Origin of the sequence: Streptosporangium sp. NPDC001559 (assembly GCF_042893955.1) — a bacterium.
GTDB lineage: Bacteria > Actinomycetota > Actinomycetes > Streptosporangiales > Streptosporangiaceae > Streptosporangium.
In genome coordinates this window covers 16,160-35,238 of sequence record NZ_JBIAVG010000007.1, presented here as the reverse complement: position 1 = coordinate 35,238, position 19,079 = coordinate 16,160, and the positions used below count along the sequence as shown (strand labels likewise).

The 19,079-nt window shown below is 72.6% G+C and carries 16 protein-coding genes; 5 read left to right on the top strand and 11 right to left on the bottom strand.

What is annotated here, in order from left to right; all coding sequences use genetic code 11:
- Positions 1–8: 8 nt before the first annotated feature.
- Together ACFYY8_RS17180 and ACFYY8_RS17175 are read right to left on the bottom strand one after the other, a co-directional pair.
- Positions 9–869: a universal stress protein gene (locus tag ACFYY8_RS17180; RefSeq protein ID WP_390041734.1), complete on the bottom strand. Its 861-nt coding sequence runs from the start codon at positions 867–869 to the stop codon at positions 9–11.
- 42 nt (positions 870–911) lie between these two features.
- Complete coding sequence (locus ACFYY8_RS17175) at positions 912–1,616, bottom strand: CBS domain-containing protein (protein WP_390041732.1); 705 nt, start codon at positions 1,614–1,616, stop codon at positions 912–914.
- Positions 1,617–2,105: 489 nt separating this feature from the next.
- Here ACFYY8_RS17175 and ACFYY8_RS17170 point away from each other — a divergent pair, with 489 nt between their 5' ends.
- Both ACFYY8_RS17170 and ACFYY8_RS17165 read left to right on the top strand, forming a co-directional pair.
- Entirely contained in the window at positions 2,106–3,359 is a 1,254-nt protein-coding gene (locus tag ACFYY8_RS17170) for an FAD-dependent monooxygenase (protein ID WP_390041730.1), read from the top strand.
- A gap of 274 nt (positions 3,360–3,633) precedes the next feature.
- Positions 3,634–5,271 carry an ABC-F family ATP-binding cassette domain-containing protein gene (locus ACFYY8_RS17165; RefSeq protein WP_390041727.1) on the top strand — a complete coding sequence of 546 codons (1,638 nt, stop codon included), beginning with the start codon at positions 3,634–3,636 and terminating at the stop codon, positions 5,269–5,271.
- Positions 5,272–5,279: 8 nt separating this feature from the next.
- On the opposite strand, the gene ACFYY8_RS17160 is transcribed toward ACFYY8_RS17165, so the two are convergent.
- The 3 genes from ACFYY8_RS17160 to rsgA all read right to left on the bottom strand — a co-directional run bounded on the left by ACFYY8_RS17160 (position 5,280) and on the right by rsgA (position 10,473).
- Positions 5,280–7,694: a HelD family protein gene (locus ACFYY8_RS17160; RefSeq protein WP_390041724.1), complete on the bottom strand. Its 2,415-nt coding sequence runs from the start codon at positions 7,692–7,694 to the stop codon at positions 5,280–5,282.
- Between the two features lie 854 nt (positions 7,695–8,548).
- On the bottom strand, positions 8,549–9,061 hold the full coding sequence (locus ACFYY8_RS17155) for a GNAT family N-acetyltransferase (RefSeq protein ID WP_390042414.1): 513 nt from the start codon (positions 9,059–9,061) through the stop codon (positions 8,549–8,551).
- 335 nt (positions 9,062–9,396) lie between these two features.
- On the bottom strand, positions 9,397–10,473 hold the full coding sequence (rsgA, locus tag ACFYY8_RS17150) for a ribosome small subunit-dependent GTPase A (protein WP_390041722.1): 1,077 nt from the start codon (positions 10,471–10,473) through the stop codon (positions 9,397–9,399).
- A 427-nt stretch (positions 10,474–10,900) separates the two neighbouring features.
- On the opposite strand from rsgA, the gene ACFYY8_RS17145 reads away from it, so the two are divergent.
- Entirely contained in the window at positions 10,901–11,371 is a 471-nt protein-coding gene (locus ACFYY8_RS17145; RefSeq protein WP_390041720.1) for a hypothetical protein, read from the top strand.
- A gap of 3 nt (positions 11,372–11,374) precedes the next feature.
- Here ACFYY8_RS17145 and ACFYY8_RS17140 read toward each other — a convergent pair whose 3' ends face one another.
- From ACFYY8_RS17140 to ACFYY8_RS17120, 5 genes are all read right to left on the bottom strand, one after another.
- Positions 11,375–11,857, bottom strand: a complete 483-nt coding sequence (locus tag ACFYY8_RS17140; protein WP_390041718.1) for an HPP family protein — start codon at positions 11,855–11,857, stop codon at positions 11,375–11,377.
- Entirely contained in the window at positions 11,854–12,720 is an 867-nt protein-coding gene (locus ACFYY8_RS17135; RefSeq protein ID WP_390041716.1) for a universal stress protein, read from the bottom strand. The genes ACFYY8_RS17140 and ACFYY8_RS17135 overlap by 4 nt, the downstream gene beginning before the upstream one ends.
- Before the next feature lie 114 nt (positions 12,721–12,834).
- Positions 12,835–13,668, bottom strand: a complete 834-nt coding sequence (locus tag ACFYY8_RS17130; RefSeq protein ID WP_390041714.1) for a maleylpyruvate isomerase family mycothiol-dependent enzyme — start codon at positions 13,666–13,668, stop codon at positions 12,835–12,837.
- 166 nt (positions 13,669–13,834) lie between these two features.
- Positions 13,835–15,076: a GNAT family N-acetyltransferase gene (locus ACFYY8_RS17125; protein ID WP_390041712.1), complete on the bottom strand. Its 1,242-nt coding sequence runs from the start codon at positions 15,074–15,076 to the stop codon at positions 13,835–13,837.
- 58 nt (positions 15,077–15,134) lie between these two features.
- Complete coding sequence (locus ACFYY8_RS17120) at positions 15,135–15,740, bottom strand: TetR/AcrR family transcriptional regulator (RefSeq protein ID WP_390041710.1); 606 nt, start codon at positions 15,738–15,740, stop codon at positions 15,135–15,137.
- Positions 15,741–15,894: 154 nt separating this feature from the next.
- Between ACFYY8_RS17120 and ACFYY8_RS17115 the strand changes: the two genes are divergently transcribed.
- Positions 15,895–17,067, top strand: a complete 1,173-nt coding sequence (locus ACFYY8_RS17115; RefSeq protein ID WP_390041708.1) for an FAD-dependent oxidoreductase — start codon at positions 15,895–15,897, stop codon at positions 17,065–17,067.
- 8 nt (positions 17,068–17,075) lie between these two features.
- Here ACFYY8_RS17115 and ACFYY8_RS17110 read toward each other — a convergent pair whose 3' ends face one another.
- Complete coding sequence (locus ACFYY8_RS17110; protein ID WP_390041705.1) at positions 17,076–17,981, bottom strand: LysR family transcriptional regulator; 906 nt, start codon at positions 17,979–17,981, stop codon at positions 17,076–17,078.
- A gap of 197 nt (positions 17,982–18,178) precedes the next feature.
- Here ACFYY8_RS17110 and ACFYY8_RS17105 point away from each other — a divergent pair, with 197 nt between their 5' ends.
- Positions 18,179–19,069, top strand: a complete 891-nt coding sequence (locus tag ACFYY8_RS17105) for an SDR family oxidoreductase (protein WP_390041702.1) — start codon at positions 18,179–18,181, stop codon at positions 19,067–19,069.
- The last annotated feature ends 10 nt before the right edge of the window (positions 19,070–19,079 follow it).

Here is a 19,079-nt window from a genome sequence, read left to right as displayed (position 1 = left end):
CGACGGCCTCAGGGACGGACCACGGCGACCGGGCAGCGGGCGTGCTGGAGCACGTCCCGGCTGACGGATCCCAGCACCACCGAGCCGACCGCGCCGAGTCCCCGGGAGCCGACGACCAGCAGGGCCGCCTGGCCGGAGACGTCCGTCAGGGCCGAGACCGGATGGCCGTAGGTCACCTCCTCGACGACCTCGATCCCGGGATACATCTCCCGCCACGGGGCCAGCCGTTCCGAGACCACCCGCTGCTGTTCCCGCTGAATCCCGGTGACGTCGTGGGCGCTCTCCGGCATGACGGTGCGCAGCGGCACGTGCCAGGCGCACAGCGCCCGCAGGACGGCGCCGCGCAGCCGTGCCTGCTCGAAGGCGAAGCCCAGGGCCGCCGCGCCGTCGGTTGAGCCGTCGACGCCGACGACGACCTCCTCACCGGGGCCGTCCTGCCCGGCCCTGACGACCACGACGGCGCCCCTGACGTGCCCGGCCAGCCGCAGAACCGTCGAGCCGAGCAGCGCGCCGGCGAAGCCGCCCGTCCCCCGGCCGCCGATGACCAGCTCGGTCGCGGAGGCGGCCCGCTCACGCAGGACGTCGGCGGGCGTTCCCCCGGCCAGCTCGGTGGTCACGTCGATGCCCGGCCTGCGTTCCGTCGCGGCCTGCGCAGCCTCGGTGAGCACCCGGTCACCGGCCTCGGCCATCGCGTCCTGCCACCCCTGCGGGGGGAACGCCGAGATCCCGTACGGCCAGCGTTCGACGACGTGCACGATCAGCACGGGCAGCGCCCTGCGGGCCGCGTCGGCGGCGGCCCATCTCACGGCGGCCGTGGCCGACGGTGAGCCGTCGGTCGCGACGACGACGGGTGCGGCGGGTTCGGGCATGCTCTTCCCCCTTCGTGCGGGCCGGTCTGCCCCGGGTGCCTCTCAGAGGCGGGCCGAGGAGGCGCTCAGCACGTCGTCGCGGTCGTAGGCGATGTCGGCCTCGACGTCGACGACCCCCTCGATCCTCCGGCCCGCCTCCACGAGCGCGGCGATCTGCGAGCGCCTGGCCACACGCCCCTCGACGCGGACCACGGACCCCTCGATCGTGATCGTCAGCCCGCCGGTGTTCAGCCCCAGATCGGCGACGGCGTCGGCCATCTCCGTCAGGATGTCGGCGGCGGGCCTGATGAAGACCTTCAGCAGATCGGCCTGGTGCACGGTCCCGGCGATCTTCCCGCTGGCGGCGTCGATCACCGGCAGTTGCTTGATCCGGTTGGCGTGCATCAGCCGGGCCGCCTCCCGGACCGGGGTCTGGCGGGTGACGGTCAGCGCGGGCCTGCTCATGAGCTCCCCGGCGGTCCTGCCCGGCTTCTCGCGAGCGTTCTCCCCGCTCGGCGGCCCGCTCTGGGCGCCGATCTCCTTCAGCAGCAGATCGGCCTCGGACACCACCCCGACGGGGCGCCCCTCGGCGTCGATCACCGCGACGGCCCCCACCTTGAAGCGGCGCATCGTCGCGACCAACTCGGCGAACGTCGCCTCGGGGCGGACCGCGATGGCCACCAGCCCCATGACGTCCATCACCCGCACCGTCATGACCTGTCTCCCCTTCCTGCCGTGCTCCCCCGTACCCAGGGAACGGCCGGGCACGTGTGTTCCTTCCCCGGCCTCACCAGGGCCGGGACGACCGCGGCGGAGCTCACGCCGTGCCGCGGAACCTCCTCGTCCGTCCTGGAGAGGCCGGGGCCGACGACGGCATCGTGGTCGCCTCCCCCTTCATGGTCGGCACAGGGCAATGGGAAGCGGCAGGGCGGAAAGTCCCACCCCGCCGGGACCTTCCGCCTGCTTACCCCCGGCTCCCGGCTCGACCGCCCCCTCCCTGCTGGGCCACGCCCGAGGGCCCGTGGCCGTCGTCCCCGTCCGCTGACCTGACCGGCCGCCACGGCGCCACAGTCGGCTCACGCCGCCGCCGGACACGCCGGTGAGGTCGTGCCGAGCCGTACCTGACCGGTTTGGGACCTTCCCGATAATTGGCCATCTCATGACCCGGAACTCGGCTGGATGGGGTGGCCGTCCCACACACCTCACCTGTTACTCTCTGTCACGATCTGATTACCTTGCGGTGCAAAGGGAGTCCATGTGAAGGTCGCCTGCGTCGGTGGTGGACCCGCCAGCCTGTACTTCTCGATCCTGATGAAGCTGGTTGACCCGTCCCACGACATCACCATCTACGAACGCAACCCCGCCGGTTCGACACACGGCTGGGGCGTGACCTACCTGGACGAGCTGTTCGGCGACCTGTACAACGTGGACCCCGAGTCGGCGCGCGCCATCGGCGAGAACTCCGTCCGCTGGGACACCGAGGTCGCGTACTTCGACGGCCACACGACGGTGGCGTCGCAGCCCGGGACCAACGGCTACGGCATCGGCAGGCAGCGGATGCTCGACATCCTCACCGAACGCGCCTGCTCCCTCGGCGTCCACGTCGAGTTCGAACGGGAGATCGCCGCCGAGGAGGAGGTCGCCGACGCCGACCTGGTCGTGGCGGGCGACGGCGTCAACAGTGTGATGCGCGAACGCCACACCGACCACTTCGGCACCAAGGTCGAGACGGGACGCAACGTCTACATGTGGCTCGGCACGACCAAGGTCTTCGAGACCTTCGTCTTCGCCTTCGTGGAGACCGCGCACGGCTGGATCTGGTGCTACGGCTACCGGTTCGACCACGGCCACAGCACCTGCGTCGTGGAGTGCTCCCCCGAGACCTGGCGGGGGCTCGGCCTCGACCAGACGAACGAGGCCGACAGCCTCGCCGCGCTGGAGAAGCTGTTCGCCGACACGCTGGACGGGCACCCCCTGGTCGGCCGCTCCCAGCCCGGCGGCACCGCGCACTGGCTGAACTTCCGCACCCTGACCAACAGGAGGTGGCAGCGCGGCAACCTCGTCCTGGTCGGGGACGCCGCGCACACCACGCACTACTCCATCGGCGCGGGCACCGCCCTGGCGCTGGGGGACGCCGCCTTCCTGGTCAGGGCGCTGCACAGCGGGATGCCGCTGCAGCCCGCCCTGGTCCGTTACGAACGCGAGCGCAAGGCCGTGATCCTCCCGGCCCAGCGCACGGCCCGCCGCAGCGCCCGATGGTACGAGAACCTGCCGCGTTACATCGGCCTGCCCCCGGAGCAGGCGTTCACGCTGCTGTGCCAGCGGCAGTCCGCGCTGCTCCCGCACGTCCCGCCCCGGCTGTACTACCGGGTGGGCCACCTGGCCGAACTGGCCGGCCAGGCCCTCGCGCGGGTACGGCCTGAGCCTCCCGGGGAGTCCGGCCTTCCGCACAGCCCGGCGCGTGACCTGGCGCACGGCCCGGGGGACGACGCCGGGCATCCGCGCCCCTGAGGCACCTCCCGTACGCCCGAGGGCGCGTTAACCGTTCGCGTCCTCGGGGAAGCCCGGCTAACATGACCGGACGCGAGGTTTCGCGAATGCCGCGATAAAGACCGAAAGAGTGGACATGGCAGGGGACGACGACATCTCCGGGTGATACCCGGGATGGCAGGCCGCGAGCAGGAGCGCGTGATGCGCCGCCGTGGTCGTGCCGTCGTTTCTCTCGTTCCCCTTTCTCCGCCACAGGGCGGCACGGCACGCCCTGCGCACATCCGAGGTCTTTGTCATGTCCGACGCGTCGTTCATCGTCTGCTCCAACGTCTCCTTCTCCTGGCCCGACGACACCCCGCTCTTCGAGGACCTGTCCTTCACCGTCGGCGGCGGCCGTACGGGACTCGTCGCACCCAACGGCGCGGGTAAGAGCACGCTGCTCAAGCTCGTCGCGGGCGAGCACCGGCCGACCCGCGGCAGCGTGTCCGTCGAGGGCGTGCTCGGCTACCTCCCGCAGAACCTGCCCCTGACCGGCGGCCTGACCGTGGCCGAGGTTCTGGGCATCGCCCCGGTGATCAGGGCGCTGGACGCCATCGAGTCCGGCGACACGAGCGAGGAGCACTTCGCCACCGTCGGCAACGACTGGGACATCGAGGAACGCACCCGCGCCCAGCTCGACCGGCTCGGTCTCGGCGACATCCCCTTCACCCGGCGCCTGGGCACCCTCAGCGGCGGCCAGATCGTCTCCCTGGGCCTGGCGGCGCAGCTGCTCAGGCAGCCGGACGTCCTGCTGCTGGACGAGCCGACCAACAACCTCGACCTCGACACGCGCCACCGGCTCTACGGCGTGATCGAGAACTGGAACGGCTGCCTGCTGCTGGTCAGCCACGACCGGGCGCTGCTGGACCGCATGGACCGCATCGCCGAACTCGACCGGGGCGAGATCCGCTTCTACGGCGGTGACTTCACCGCCTACGAGGAGGCCGTACGGGCCGCCCAGCAGGTCGCGGAGAAGAACATCCGCACCGCCGAGCAGGAGGTCAAGCGGGAGAAGCGGGAGATGCAGCAGGCCAGGGAGCGTGCCGAACGCCGGGCGGGCAACGCCGCCCGCAACCTCAAGAGCGCCGGGCTGCCGAAGATCTTCGCCGGGACGATGAAGCGCAACGCCCAGGAGTCGGCGGCACGCTCCCAGGAGACGCACGCCGCGCGGGTCGGCGACGCCAAGGCCCGCCTGGACGAGGCGGGCCGTGCCCTGCGCGACGAGCAGCGGATCACACTGGAGCTGCCCGGGACCGACGTCCCGGCGGGCCGCACGGTCTTCCTCGGCGAGCGGATGCAGGTCCGTTACGGCGAGCGCCCCGTGTTCGCCGGCCACGGCCTGGACCTGACCGTCCGCGGCCCGGAGCGGATCGCCCTGACCGGCCCCAACGGCACCGGAAAGTCCACCCTGCTACGCGTGGTCAACGGCGATCTGGAGCCGGAGGGCGGCACGGTCAGGCGGGCCGAGGGCCGCATCGCCTACCTGTCCCAGCGACTCGACCTGCTGGACCCGGACCTGACCGTGGCCGAGAACCTGGCCGCGTCCGCGCCCGGCATGCCGCAGGCCGAGCGGATGAACCTGCTGGCCCGCTTCCTGTTCCGCGGCGCCCGCGCCCACCTGCCCGCCGGGGTGCTGTCCGGCGGTGAGCTGCTGCGCGCCACCCTGGCCTGCGTCCTGTACGCCGAACCGGCCCCCCAGTTGCTGCTGCTGGACGAGCCGACCAACAACCTCGACCTGGTCAGCGTCGGTCAGCTTGAGGCGGCGCTCAACGCCTACCGGGGGGCGTTCGTGGTGGTCAGCCACGACGAACGGTTCCTGGCCGAGGTCGGGGTCGGCCGCTGGCTGCGCCTGTCCGAGGGACGGCTGACCGAGACGGCCCCGCCGGTGGCGTGAACCACCGGTCAGGGCTCGCGTTCCTCCAGGTGCTCAAGCACCGGGGGAACCGGCCCGGGGTGCAGCACCGCCAGGCGTTCGGTGGCGCGGGTCAGCGCCACGTACAGGTCGTTGAGGCCGTGCGATGAGCCGTCGAGCACGGCCTGCGGGTCCGCCAGCACCACCGAGTCGAACTCAAGCCCCTTGGACTGGCGGGCCGTCAGCACCACGACGCGTCGTTCCAGGTCGGGCTCACGCCCCCAGGAGGCGTCGGGGACGGCGGAGCGGACGGCCTCGGCCAGCCGTGCCAGGTCCTCACGTGGTGTGATCACCGCGACGCTCCCCGTCCCGGCCGCCGCCTCCCGCGCCACCAGGGCGGCCAGCCTGGCGGGCAGGCCGGCCGCCTCGGCCCGGGCGCGCCACGGCCGGACGCCGCCCGCGCGTACGGCGCGCGCCGGTTCGAGATCGGGATGGATCGCCGTGAGCACCCGGTCCGAGGCGGACATGACCTCGGCCGAGGTCCGGTAGTTGACGGTGAGCCGCTCAAGGCGCCAGCGCGTCCCGAAGAACGGCTCCAGCGCCTGCGTCCAGGAGCGCGCACCCGCCGTCTGACCGCTCTGGGCCATGTCGCCGACCACCGTGAACGAACGGGTCGGGCAGCGCCGTACCAGCAGGCGCCAGGCCATGGGTGAGACCTCCTGGGCCTCGTCGACGATCACGTGGCCGAAGGCCCACGTCCGGTCGGCGGCGGCCCGTTCGGCGACCGTGCGCAGATCCTGCCCTTCCTGGCGGCCGGCGAACAGCTCGGCGTCCAGCAGGTCGGCGGCGCTGAGGAGTTCGGCCTCGTCGTCGTTCTCGTCCTCGCCGGAGCGGGAGCCGCGCGCGATGTCCAGGACGCCCTGGGCGTACTCGATGCGTCTGGCGCGCTCCCTGGCCTGCCTGGCCCGTTCGGCACGGCGGTCCTCGCCGAGCAGTTCGGCCGCCTCGTCGAGCAGCGGCACGTCGGCCGGGGTCCAGCCGTCGCCGGGTTCGCGCAGCAGCAGTTCCCGTTCCGCGGGCGTCAGCTGCGGCGCGGCCTCGGCCAGGCCCCTGGGGTCGGCGAACAGTTCCTCAAGCAGCCGCTGCGGGGTCAGCGCCGGCCACAGCCACTCCAGCAGCGCGCGCACCTGCGGGTCGTACGGCAGCGCCTTCAGCCAGGCCTGTTCCGCCTCCTCGAACTCGGTACGCTCCCGCTCGTGCCGGTCGACCGGCGGCGCGTCCTGCCCGAAGAGCCCGGCCAGGTCCTTGGCCACGGCCTGTTCCAGCGCGGCGGAGTCGATCTGGCCCGCCAGGTCGGCCTCGATCTGCTCCTCCATCCCGGCGACCACGCCCGCCATGCGGCGGGCCAGCTCCTCGATGACGATCCGGCAGAAGACGGGCCTGGCGAGGTTGTGCGGCAGCCCGTCGGCACGGGCCCGGTCAGCCGCGTCGATCAGCAGCTCCGGCTCCAGGCTCAGCGGCTCGCCCTCGACGATCACCTCGACGGGCCCGCCCACCTCCGCCTGGCGTGTCCGTACGGCGGCGGCCAGCACCTCGGCCATCACCAGCCGTCCCTTGACCTCGGCGACCGCGGCGTCCTCCCGTTCGACGGCCGTGACGCCGGGGAACAGCTCCCCCACCGTGGACAGCAGCACGCTGGTCTCCCCCAGGCCGGGCAGGACCTGGCTGATGTAGCTGAGGAACACCGGGTTCGGGCCGACCACCAGCACCCCGCGCTCGTCCAGCCGGGGGTGGCTGTAGAGCAGGTAGGCGGCTCGGTGCAGGGCGACGACGGTCTTGCCGGTGCCGGGCCCGCCCTGCACGACCATCACTCCGGCGTGCGGGGAGCGGATGATCCGGTCCTGCTCGGTCTGGAGGGTGGCCACGACGTCGCGCATGCGGCCGGTCCGCTCGGCCCGCAGCGCCGCCAGCAGCGCGGCCTCCCCGCACAGCTCCATGTCCGCCGGGGCGGGGGCGGTGCCGTCCAGCAGTTCGTCGTCGACCCGGACCACCCTGCGCTCCCGGGTGTGCAAGTGGCGGCGCAGCCGTACACCCTGGGGGGCGGCGGCGGTCGCGGTGTAGAAGGCCCGCGCGGCGGGCGCCCGCCAGTCGATCAGGAGCGGTTCCTCGTCTCCCTCCGCGCCGCGCACCCCGATGCGGCCCAGATAGCGGCGGCCGCCGTCGACCGAGTCGAGCCTGCCGAAGCACAGTCCGTTCTCGGCCGCGTCGAAGGCGGCCAGCCGCCGGTTCAGACGGCCGACCGCCGCGCCGCGTTCGGCCTGGGCCTGGGCCGTCTCCGCCGGTTCGCGCAACACCTCGGCCAACTCCCCCGCGAGTTTCTCTCGGTGGATGTCGACCTGGGAGTGCAGCATGGCCAGGTAGGCCTGCTCGCGTTCGATCTCTGACTGCTCTGACTGCACCGGCACGGAAGAAGACAAGACTGCTCCAAGGCCAGGGGACGGGGTTCGGCACCGGGGAATCCTCGGGGTGCGCCCCACAGGTTCGCACGCTTCAGCCATAAATGCGAGCCGCGCCGGAATCCAGACGTTCACACCGGGACGGCCGCCATCCTCATGATCCGGCACTGACCGGCGGCGAAAACGGACGACACCTGCCGGGGCGTTCCCCGCACCGGCTACAAGAGCCTTCTTCCCGATCCGTGAAACCAATCAGCATTATACCACATAATTAATGGAAATTATACGGATACTGTATTTGAGAAAGCGCGGAATGTGATGTTGTTTTCGCCGCCGCGGTAACGCGCGCCGAGCCGACGGCGAAGCGGGCCCTCGCACCTGCGGCGGCACCGGCCACCCGGTGGAGAGCGGACGCAGGCGCTCCTGCGCCCTGGTGACGTTCATGACGACCAGCGGGGCCGGCATGACGGCGACCGCGCGGCCATGCCGCGGATCGGCCGGACGAGCCGGGGTGGTGGCGGAGAAGGGAGAGGAACGGGGTGCACGTTCCCTCCTTCGTGTGATCGTCGAAAGAGATGGGGCGGTATTGTGAAACTTCCCCCCGGTGTCAGTAAAATACTAATTATCCTCGGTTATCGGACAATTCATATTCCGTTTCCCACTTCGCGGAGCGTTTTCCCGCGCGCTCTCCGATGGCTCCGGAGCCGCGAGCGTTCCGTCGTTCTCGGCCGTAGTTCGCCAAGGCCGGTCCCGCATCCCGCACCACGGATGCCCGGCCGTGAGGCCGCCCCGCCGACCTTCGCGACGGTCGAACGGTCCCCAGCGGTGCTGGGGACCGTTCGCCGCGTTCGAAGAACGGGAGGTCAGACGCCGAACGCCGCCGGGTAGCGGATGACGCCGCTCGGGACCGGCCGTTCGGGGTTGAAGGCGAGCGCCATCATGTACTTGTCCTCGACGTCGAAGGGCGGGCGGATTCCGTACCCGGAGGCCGAGGTGAAGCCGAAGCGGGGGTAGTACTCGGCGTGGCCGAGCACGAGCACCAGGTTCTCGCCCTGCTCACGGGCGGCCTGCAGAGCGGCGCGGATGGCGGCGGAACCGGAGCCCTGCCGCTGATGTTCGGGCTTGACGGCGCACGGGCCCAAGGCGAGGGCGGGCGAGTCGCCGACGTGGCAGCGGGTGAGCAGCGCGTATCCGGCGAGATCGCCGCCGGGAGCCTCGGCCAGCCAGGACAGGCCGGGCAGCCACGCCTGCGGGTCGGCCCGCAGCGCCTCGATGAGGTCGGCCTCGTGCGAGCTGGGGAAGGCAGCGAGGTTGATGTCGCGGATGGCGGCGACGTCGCCGGCGTTCTCGGGGCGGGTGATCCAGGAAGAGGTCATGGTCGGGTTCGTCTCCTTGTCCTTCTGCGGATGCAGGACATAGCCGGTGTACTGGTAGTCCGCAGCGTGCTCGCGGCGCATGGTGATCTCTTGCAGGGTGGCCGCGACCGCCTCGCGCGTCCCGGGTACGGCCAGGTCCGCCGCGTGGGCACGCTGTGACAGCGGCGCCGGCGGCCCGGCCAGGAACAGCAGGTGGCGGGTGGTCGCGTCGGAACCGGGGCCTTGACGTGCCAGGTCGTCGCGCGGGGCGAAGAACGCCGCCACTGTGGGGTCGCCGACCGGGTCGTGCGGACTTTCGGGCATGGTGCTGCGGGCTCCGGGTGGACGATGAGCGGTCATGGCTGCTGGTCCCGGAACCTGTAGGTGGCGCGCAGGTGACTGGTGATGGCCTTCTGCCGGTTGACGCGCTCGTCGCGCAACCGGGCATCGGTACGCGCGGCCGCCCAGGCGTTCTCCCGTTGCAGCTTGCGGTAGCTGCGCAGGCGACGTTCGGGCAGTTCACCCGCCTCTATGGCGGCCTGCACCGCGCATCCCGGCTCGGTGTCGTGGGAGCAGTCGCCGAAGCGGCAATACGTGGCGAGTTCTTCGATCTCGGCGAAGACCTGCTCCAGGCCGTCGGCGGCGTCATGCAGGCTGATCCCGCGCAGGCCGGGCGTGTCGATGAGGACCCCGCCGCCGGGCAGGGGAATCAGTTCGCGGCGGACCGTGGTGTGGCGGCCCTTGCCGTCCTGCGCGCGCACCGTGCCGGTGGCCAGTCGCTCCTCGCCGAGCAGCGTGTTGCCGAGGCTGGACTTGCCCGCGCCCGAGGGGCCGAGCAGCACGGTGGTACCGCGCGCCAGCGCGGCCAGCACGTCGATGTTGTGACCGGTGGCGGCGCTGGTGACCAGGACGTCCACGCCGGGTGCCAGTGCTTCGGCCTCGGCCTGGACGGCCTCGGGATCGTCGGCCAGGTCCGCCTTGGTCAAGACGATCACCGGCTGTGCTCCGCTCTCCCAGGCCAGGGCGAGCAGCCGCTCCAGTTTGGCCGCGTCCAGGGGCGTGGCCAGGGACAGGGCGATGACGACCGTGTCGACGTTGGCGGCGAGCACCTGTCCGTGGGAGGACCTGGACGCCGACGAGCGCACGATCGCGCCGCGCCTCGGCAGCAGCGCCGCCAGATGCGGTTCGGTGCCCGGGCGCAGCGCGGCCCAGTCGCCGGTGCAGGGCGTCAGGAGCGGGTCGGGCGGGTGCGGCGCGGCGAACGTGGCCCGCATCGGGCCCGACGTGGTGATCGCCGTGCACAGGCCGCGATCGACCCGGGAGATCCGGGCCGGCACGAGGCCCGCTTCGTAGTGTTCGGTGAAGGTTTGGTCGAGTGCGCCGGTCCACCCGTACCGGGACAGGCCGGATGGATCGGTGTACGTGTGTGGCAACGTGAGAGACCCTTGCGGAGAAGGGGCCCCGACGAGACGCGGACATCACCCCGCCTGGCGAGCCCGATGGCTCAAGGCTGGGGGAAGAAGTGGGTCAGACCGGGGCCCGGGACGTGAGGTTGGTCCGGGCGCTGCCCATGGCAGCGGTCTTCACCGCGGTCATCAAACCTCACCTCCCTCCCATACCGATCCAATACCGAACGAACGGCAGCCTAGCACGGTTGTACCGCCGCCGTTCCCGAGGAGGTCCAGGCCGTATCCCGGCGCTCTCCCGTGACGCTCACGTGTCAGGCGAGATCCTTAGACTCAAAATCGACTGAGTCATTACGAACGGGGAATCTCAGTGATCGATCGTCTTTCGCGTGTTTTATCGGGGTTTTTGGTGTTATCGGCCCTCGGGGCGTGCTCGACACCGGTTGCGGATCCGGTGCTGAAGGATCCTGCCCAGTGGCCGCTGGCCAAGATGGAGGGCCTGCCCGACGCGGGGGAACTGCCCGAAGGGGCGGATCGGGTACTGGCGCGGATCAAGGTCGGCTCCCACAAGCTGACCGCGTGGATCCACCCCTCAGGCCAGTGCGGGCTGGCCGGCTCCAGCAAGGACATGGAAGCCGACTGGAGCATGAGCAGCGACATGACCAGGTCCTCCAGGGATCTGATGCGGGAGGAGGGGTTCTCCGGTCCGCTTGAGCCTGCGACGACCGTCTCCACCGAGGGCACCTTCATCCTGGTCTGCACCCCCACCAGGATGCTGATCACCGTCAAGGGGCAGACGTCGAAACCCTCCGTCGAGGGCAACGCGTCCGCGCAGATCTTCGACGGCGGCCTCAACGCCGTCGTCGGCCCGCCGGAGGCCAGGAAGGAGTCGCTGCCCGGAGCGACCGTGACTCCCGGCGGGTAGACGTCAGCGGGCCGGGACCCGGGGAAGCACCGGCACCAGGCGGAACATGCCCGTCATGAGCTCCGGCGGCTCCTGGCGCTCGGGAAGGAGTCCCGCCACGGCCCGCAGCACGTCGGTGACGGTCACCATCCCCGCGAGCCTGGCCGAGTCGTTCAGGACCGGGATCGCGTTCACCCCGGCGCCGACCATGGCCGCGGCGGCGTCGGCCAGGCTCGCGCCGAGCGTGGTGCGCGGGCAGCGGCGCCCGGCCACCAGGGCGCGGACGTGGACGTGTGACTGCTCCATCGGGCCGCCGGACCAGTGGGCGGCCAGGTCCTCACGGGTCAGCACGCCGTACAGGCGGCCGGTGTCGTCGACGACCGGCAGGTGGTGGACGTCGGCGCGGCGCATGATCTCCCAGGCCAGCAGGGGCGACTCGTCCGGCGGGACGGCGACGAGCGTGCGGCTCATGATCTGCGCGACGGTCAGGACGGTGATGTCGTTCATGCCTCACCTCTGGGACGTACGACGGCGACGGGGCAGCGGGCGTGGTGCAGCACGCCGTGGCTGACCGAGCCCAGCGCGGCCGCGCCGATCCTGCCCAGCCCACGTGAGCCGACGACGAGCAGGTCGGCCGTCTGCGACGCCTCGCACAGGACGGCGACCGGGTGTCCGATGACCACCGTCCGCCTGACCTCGACCTGCGGGTAACGTTCCCGCCACGGTTCCAGCGTCTCGGCGGCCACGCGTTTCTCGGTGACGAAGGCGTCGTCGATCAGCGAGGTGTAGGCCTCGGCGTACGGTCCCAGGACGGGGGTCTGGACCGTGTGGACGACGTGCAGGACGGCCTTGCGCATCACGGCCTCCTCGAAGGCGTACCGGAAGACCTCCTCCGGAGCCGGGGGGCCGTCGAGGCCGACGACGATCTCGTCGTGGACGTGCCTTCGGGGTTTCCTGACGACGACGACCGGAGCGGCGACGTGACCGGCCAGGGCGAGCGAGACCGACCCGAGCAGCAGCCCGGTGAACCCGCCGAGTCCCCGGCTGCCCACCACGACCTCCTCGGCGTCCTCGGCCTCGCGCCGCAGGACCTCACCGGCCTTGCCCCGCTCGCGCACGGTCTCGATCTGCAGGCCGGGGGCGTGCGAGCGGGCCTGGGAGAGCGCCGTGTCGAGGATCTCCTGGCAGTACTCGGTCATCGAGTCGCGGAATCCGGGCGGGGTCTGCAGCGGGATGTCGTAGATCCAGGGCGCGCACACGTGAACGATCCGCAGCGGGCGTCCACGGCGCACGGCGTCGTCGGCGGCCCACTCGACCGCGGCCTGTGAGGCGGGTGAGCCGTCCACGCCCACCACTACATGTGCTGTCATGTCTCCTCCTCGGTTCCCTCCTCCATCCGACCGCTTCGGCCCCGGTGGGCGCAGCGGCCGAAAGACCCGACCGTGAGGGACTTCCGGCCCGCCGACGCCGTACGGCCCCGCGGCTCACCCGAAGCCGACGCGGTCCAGCCAGAAGTCGAGCAGCCGTTCGTCGCCGAGGATCTCGACGCCGCCGCCCCGGGCGGGACGGCGGCGGTAGACGACCAGCAGCAGGGCGGTCAGCGGGCCGTGCAGGGTGACGGCCGCCGCCTCACGCCCCCTGCGGCAGGTGACGGTGTCGCCGGTGAGGTCGACCAGCCACTCCGTCCCGGCCGACGGCCCGGTGTCGGTGGCGTGCAGGCCGATGGTGCGGCCGGGGCCGAGCAGTTCGCGCTGCCTGGGGTTGACGTCGAGCATCTGCGGCAGGGACGCCAGTTCCATCCACTCGTCGAGGGCGTCGACGGCGACCTCCCGACCGGCGGTGAAGTCCCGCCCGGCGGCCAGGGCGGCGTCGGCCCGGTGCACGAGGGTCTCGTGGGCGAAGCGGCGGGCCCAGAATCCCGAGGTCTCCGTCTCCACGGGTACCCATGTCCGCGCGTCGGGACCGGCCTCGCGCAGGGTGCCGGCCAGCAGCCGCGCGCCCTCGGCGAGCCAGGCGTCGATCTCCGCGGGGTCCTGTCCGGTGTCGGCGGGAAGGTCGCGCAGGTCCGTGTCCGGGGGTGGCGTGGTGGCCCTGGTGCGCACGATCGTCTCGGCCCAGCGGTGGCCGTACCCGACGTGCCGTAGCAGCTGGGCGAGGTTCCAGTCGGGGCAGGAGGGCACGACGGCCGCCAGGTCCGCCCCCGCCACGACCGCCCTGAGCTGGTCGGTCTGCGCGACGATCTCGGCGCAGTGGCGGTCGTGGCCCAGCGGGACCGGCTCGTGGACGGCGGTGCCGCCCAAGGGGGTCGGCTTGTTCATGGATGTCGCCTTCTGGTTGCTTGCGGTGGGCCGTCCGGACGCCCGTGCCGACATCTCCATCGGCACTCTGTGCGTCCGTTCGGTGACGCAAAGCTACCGACCGTGCCGCCGTGACGGCCCGCACCCGCGTCACGGCGGCGCGGCGCGACCGTCGCGACGGCGGTGCTCAGAAGGCGGGAAAGGCCGGGCCTCCGGGGTAGAACGGCTCCCCGGGGCCCCGGAAGGCCTCCGATGCGCGGGCCAGCGCGCCGGGCCGCAGTTCCTCGACGCGCCCGGCGTGGGCCAGTGTCCGCAGGGTCGTCCCGCCGAGGAAGGCCGCACCCAGCTCGGCGGAGGTGAGGCGCAGGTCGGGGGCGGCGGCCGTACGCTCGCAGCCCGCCGTCCCGGTCTCGGCCCACAGCCGCAGACGGCCGGTGTTCCACGGGCAGAAGTCGTCGCGCACGTCCAGCACCACCTCAAACGGCAGGGCGTAACGCCGTCCGGCCAGCGCCCGGGCGACGTCGACGAGTCGCACCCAGAGCCGGTCCACCTCGTACGCGCGCACGGCGCGAGGGTCGGTCAGCAGGTACGGCAGGGCCTCGTCGGCCGCCCCCTCGTACTCGATCCACGGCACCAGGTCGATCCCGGCCAGGAAACGCCACAGCGCGGCGTAGGCCCGGCGGGTGACCGCGACGAGTTCCACGACCTGTACGGCGCGCCCGCCGTCGCCGTGCCCGTCCTTGATCCGGTAGAGGGCGTATCCGTCGGCCCGGCCGCCGCTTTCGCGGTGCACGGCGTGACGCAGGGCGGTGGCGCCCTCCCGGTCCTGCGGGCCGTCCGCCAGCCGTATGTCCCAGCAGTTGCCGGGGCGGTCGGGCCAGCCGACGGCGCCGGGGCGGACGCGCTCGTAGATCTCCTCGACCAGGGGCCGCGCCTCGTGGCGTTCCAGCAGCCGGATCCGCCCGTCCCCGAAGTCGGTGCCCGGCAGGAAGCCCATGGAGCGTTTCTCGCAGCGCAGCAGGGCTCCGCGTGAGGCCGGGCCGTAGCCGTACCGGCCGTAGATCGGGGCCTCCGAGGGGCGCAGCGCGGCGATCGGCTCGCCGCCGCCCTCGTACAGGTCGGTGAGCTGCCTGCGCATCAGGGAGGTCAGGACGCCGCGCCTGCGGTGGGTGGGGGTCACGCCGACCCAGGTGACCCCGGCGGTCGGCAGCACGGCTCCGGGGACGGTCAGCACACGGGTGCAGGCCGCGGTGCCGCCGATGATCCGGCCTTCGTCGAACGCGGCGAGGGTGCGTTCCAGCTCGGTCGCGGACCGTTCGACGGCGAGGTCCTCCTCGGTCCGGTCCTCACCGTAGGTGTCGGAGACGACCCGGGCCCAGGTCTCGAACTCCTCGCCGGTGACGGGACGGATCGGATAGGTGTCGGGCACCGGGCCTGTCTAACGGATCGGGACGCCGCGGCGCTACCGCTTTTCCCGGGGTACGGCCTCAGGGCGTCCCGGGGGGACCGGCCAGGCCGTACAGCAGCAGGTCGGTGAGGGTGTCGACGACCGTGTCGTCGCCGACGGGCTCGGCGCGGGTGAGCATCGAGTATCCGAGCATGCCGAGCATGGCGCCCATCGCCGCCGCGACCAGCTCGGGGTCGCCGGGCAGCCGGTGGCCGCGTTCGCGCAGGTACTCCAGGTGGTGGCGGAAGACGGCCGTCTCGGAGGTCAGGTCGTCCCAGGCCCTGCCGTCGCCGGGACCCGCGCCGACGCGGGACTGGAACAGGGCCACCATGACGGCCCGGTGCTCGCGGAAGACGCTCCAGGCGATCCGCAGGTGCTCGCGCAGCTGGTCGCGGTCGGTCAGGTCGTGCTCACGCGGATGGCCGGCGCGCGCCACCTCCCGGTCGGCGCTGGCCTCCATCTCGGCCAGCAGTGCCCCGAGCAGCTCCTCCCGGTCGGCGAAGTGCTCGTAGAAGGAGCCGGCCGAGCGGCCCGCCGCCGCCGCGATGTCGGTGATCTTGGTGTTGAGGAAGCCGCGCTCGGCGAACAGTCTCCTGGCGGCCTCGAGCAGCGCCGCCTTCGTCTCGGCCGCCTTCGCCTTGCGCACACCCGCCACCGTCACGCCCCGCCGTCTTCTCCGCGCTGTTTCCCGCCCCCTCCCCTCCGGGCGGGGTTGACAGCGGTCATCCTACCGAACACACTTTCACCAAATTTAGATTCAGTGAATTCAAGTTCAGTGAATGAGTCTTCGGAGGTTGACGATGCGTGTCATCGTGATCGGAGCGGGCGTCGCGGGCTCCGCCGCAGCCCTGGCCCTGCGTCACCTCGGCGCCGAGGTGACCGTGTACGAGGCCTACGCCGACCCCGCGGGCGACGTCGGTTCCTTCATCAGCCTGGCCGCCAACGGGCTGCGCGGACTGGAGGCCCTCGGCTGCCTGCCCCGGGTCCAGCGCCTGGGCGTCGCCCTGCCCCGCCAGCGCATGTGGTCGGCCTCGGGCAGGCTCCTCGGCGACGTCCCCCGGGGCCGCCGCGCCGACGACCCGCTGCACAGCGTCACCCTGATGCGCGGCGCCCTGGTGGAGACCCTGCGCGCCGCGGCCGCCGAGGCGGGCGCGGAGATCGTCACCGGCGAGCGCCTGACCGGCGTCACCGAGACCCCTGGGGCCGTCACCGCCGGTTTCCCCGGCGGCCGCCGCGACAGCGCCGACCTGCTCGTGGCCGCCGACGGCATCTGGTCGCTCGTGCGCGGCGCCCTGGACCCGGCCGCGCCGCGCCCGCGCTACGCCGGCCTGTACTGCGTGTCCGGTGTCTCCGCCGACGCGCGGGGCCTGGGCGTCGAGCCCGGCGTCTTCAACATGACCTTCGCCCGCAACGGCGCCTTCATCCACCTGGCCGCGGATGACGGCACGGTGTGGTGGTCGGCCCAGATCGCCGACCCGCGGCAGCCCCGCCTCGACGACGCCGTCGGCGCCGGATGGCTGCGCGACACCGCCGCGCTGTACCGGCGCGAGCCGGTCCCCTCGGCGGTCCTGGCCGCCGCCGTCGGCACCCACCCCACCGTGCTCATGCACACCCTCGGCCCGGTTCCCACCTGGTACGGCGACCGCACCGTCCTCATCGGCGACGCCGCCCACCCGGTGGGCGCGGGCCAGGGGGCCTCCATGGCCGTCGAGGACGCCCTGGCCCTGGCCGCCGCACTGCGCGGCCAGGGCCCGTCAGGCGTTCCCGGGGCGCTGGCCCGCTACGACGCCGCCCGCAGGCCCCGCGTCACCAGGCTCCTGGGCGCGGCGAGGGACAACCGCGAGGCCAAGAAGGCCGGCCCCGTGGCCCGCCGGGCGCAGGCCGCCGCGATGCGCCTGTTCCTGCCGCTGTTCTACGACAGGAGCACCGCCTGGCTCCACGGCCACGACCCCGCCACCGCCGTCGTCGAGTGAACGCCGCGTCAGGACGGGGGAAGGACGGCGCCGAGGATCGTCTCACGGAGCCAGCGCTGCGCCGGGTCGGCGTCGAGCCGTACGTGCCAGAACAGCCGGACGTCGACCTCCGGCAGATCCGCGGGGACGGGGAACCAGCGGACGCCGAGGGCCTGGCCGTAGTGCTCGGCGAGACGCCGGGGGACGAGCCCGACGTGGCCGCCGGAGGCGACCAGGAGCACGGCGACGGCGAAGCCGGGGACCACGGCCGTGACCTGGCGCCGAAGGCCGGCGGCTTCGAGCGCGTCGTCGAGCGGCCCGCGGGCGCGTCCACGTCGGGAGACCGAGACGTGAGGATGGCGGCACAGCTGCTCGAGCGTCGGCCGGCGGTGACGGCCAAGCGGGCTGTCGGCGCGGACGACACCGACCATGCGCTCGCGGTACAGCACGGCCGTCCGGATGTCGGCGGCGGCGACGTCACCGGCGCCGACGTCCAGATCGACCGAACCGTCACGCAGGGCCTCGACGCTCTCACCTCCCTCCGTGACGAAACGCAGTCTCACGCCCGGAGCGGCGGCGGCCGCGGCCTCCACCGCCGCGGGCACCAGGGTCGCGGCCACACCGTCGTTGACGCGGATCGTGAAGGTGCGCCTGAGGTCGGCGATCCTGACCTCACGGTCGGCGCTGATCAGCGCCGAGGCCTCCTCCAGCAGCGACCGGACCCGGGGAGCGGTCCGGAGCGCGAACGGGGTGGGCGCCATCCCGCGGCCTGCGCGCACCAGGATCGGGTCTCCCATCGCCCGCCGCAACCGGCCGAGCGCCCTGCTGGTCGCGGGAACGGACAGGTGAAGCCGCTCGGCCGCCGCCGTGACGCCACCCTCCTGGAGCAGCGCGTCGAACACACGCAGCAGATTCAGATCGAGCCGGTCCGACACAGTTGCATCCTATGCAACCAACTCTTGCAGAAGTTGCGTGGCGCGAGAAAACCCGTGCTCCTACCGTGATGGTCACGGCACCCGGCGTCCCGGGCCGCGGCCACACCGCGCCCTCGCCGGACGTCATGGGCGCCCCGCCGTGCCCCTCCGCGTGGAGGGGCGCGCACCCCGCAGACCTCACACAAGGGAGTACTCACATGCGGATCTTCGTCACCGGAGCGACCGGGTGGATCGGGTCGGCCGTGGTCGACGAGCTGCTCGGCGCCGGGCACGAGGTGACCGGCCTGGCCCGCTCGGACACCTCCGCCGCGAAGCTGGAGCGAAAAGGCGCCCGGGTACGGCGCGGCGACCTCGACGACCTCGGCGCCGTCCGTGCGGGCACGGCGGAGGCCGAGGCCGTCGTCCACCTCGCCAACAAGCACGACTGGGCCGACCCCGCCGCGACCAACAGGGCCGAACGGGGCGCGGTCGCGACCATGCTCGAGGCCCTGACGGGCAGCGGCCGGCCGATCCTCGTCGCCAACGGCCTCTCCGGGCTGGTCCGGGGACGGCCGGCGACCGAGGCCGACCCCTCCCCCGAGGTCGGGCCCGAGTCCGACCGCGGAGGAAGCGAGAACCTGACCCTCGACCACGCCGAGCACGGTGTGCGGTCGATGGTCGTCCGGTTCGCCCCGTCGGTGCACGGGACCGGCGACTGGGGGTTCGTCAGTCTCCTGACGGCCGCGGCCAGGCGGCGGGGCGTCTCGGCCTACGTCGGTGAGGGCGCCAACGCCTGGTCCGCGGTGCACCGTTCCGACGCGGCGCGCCTGGTCCGGCTGGCTCTGGAGAGGGCCCCCGCCGGTTCCCGGTTGCACGCCGTCGCGGAGGAGGCCGTCTCCACCCGCCGGATCGCGGAGGCCGTCGGGAGCACGCTCGGCCTGCCGGTGGTGTCGATCGCGCCCGAGAGCGCCGAGGAGCACTTCGGGATCGTCGGCGGCTTCTTCGGGATGGACATGTCCGCCTCCGGCGCGCGCACCCGCGACCTGCTGTCCTGGACGCCGACCGGACCGGCCCTGCTCCAGGACATCCGCTCCGGCGCCTACGCCTGAGCCCCGGCGC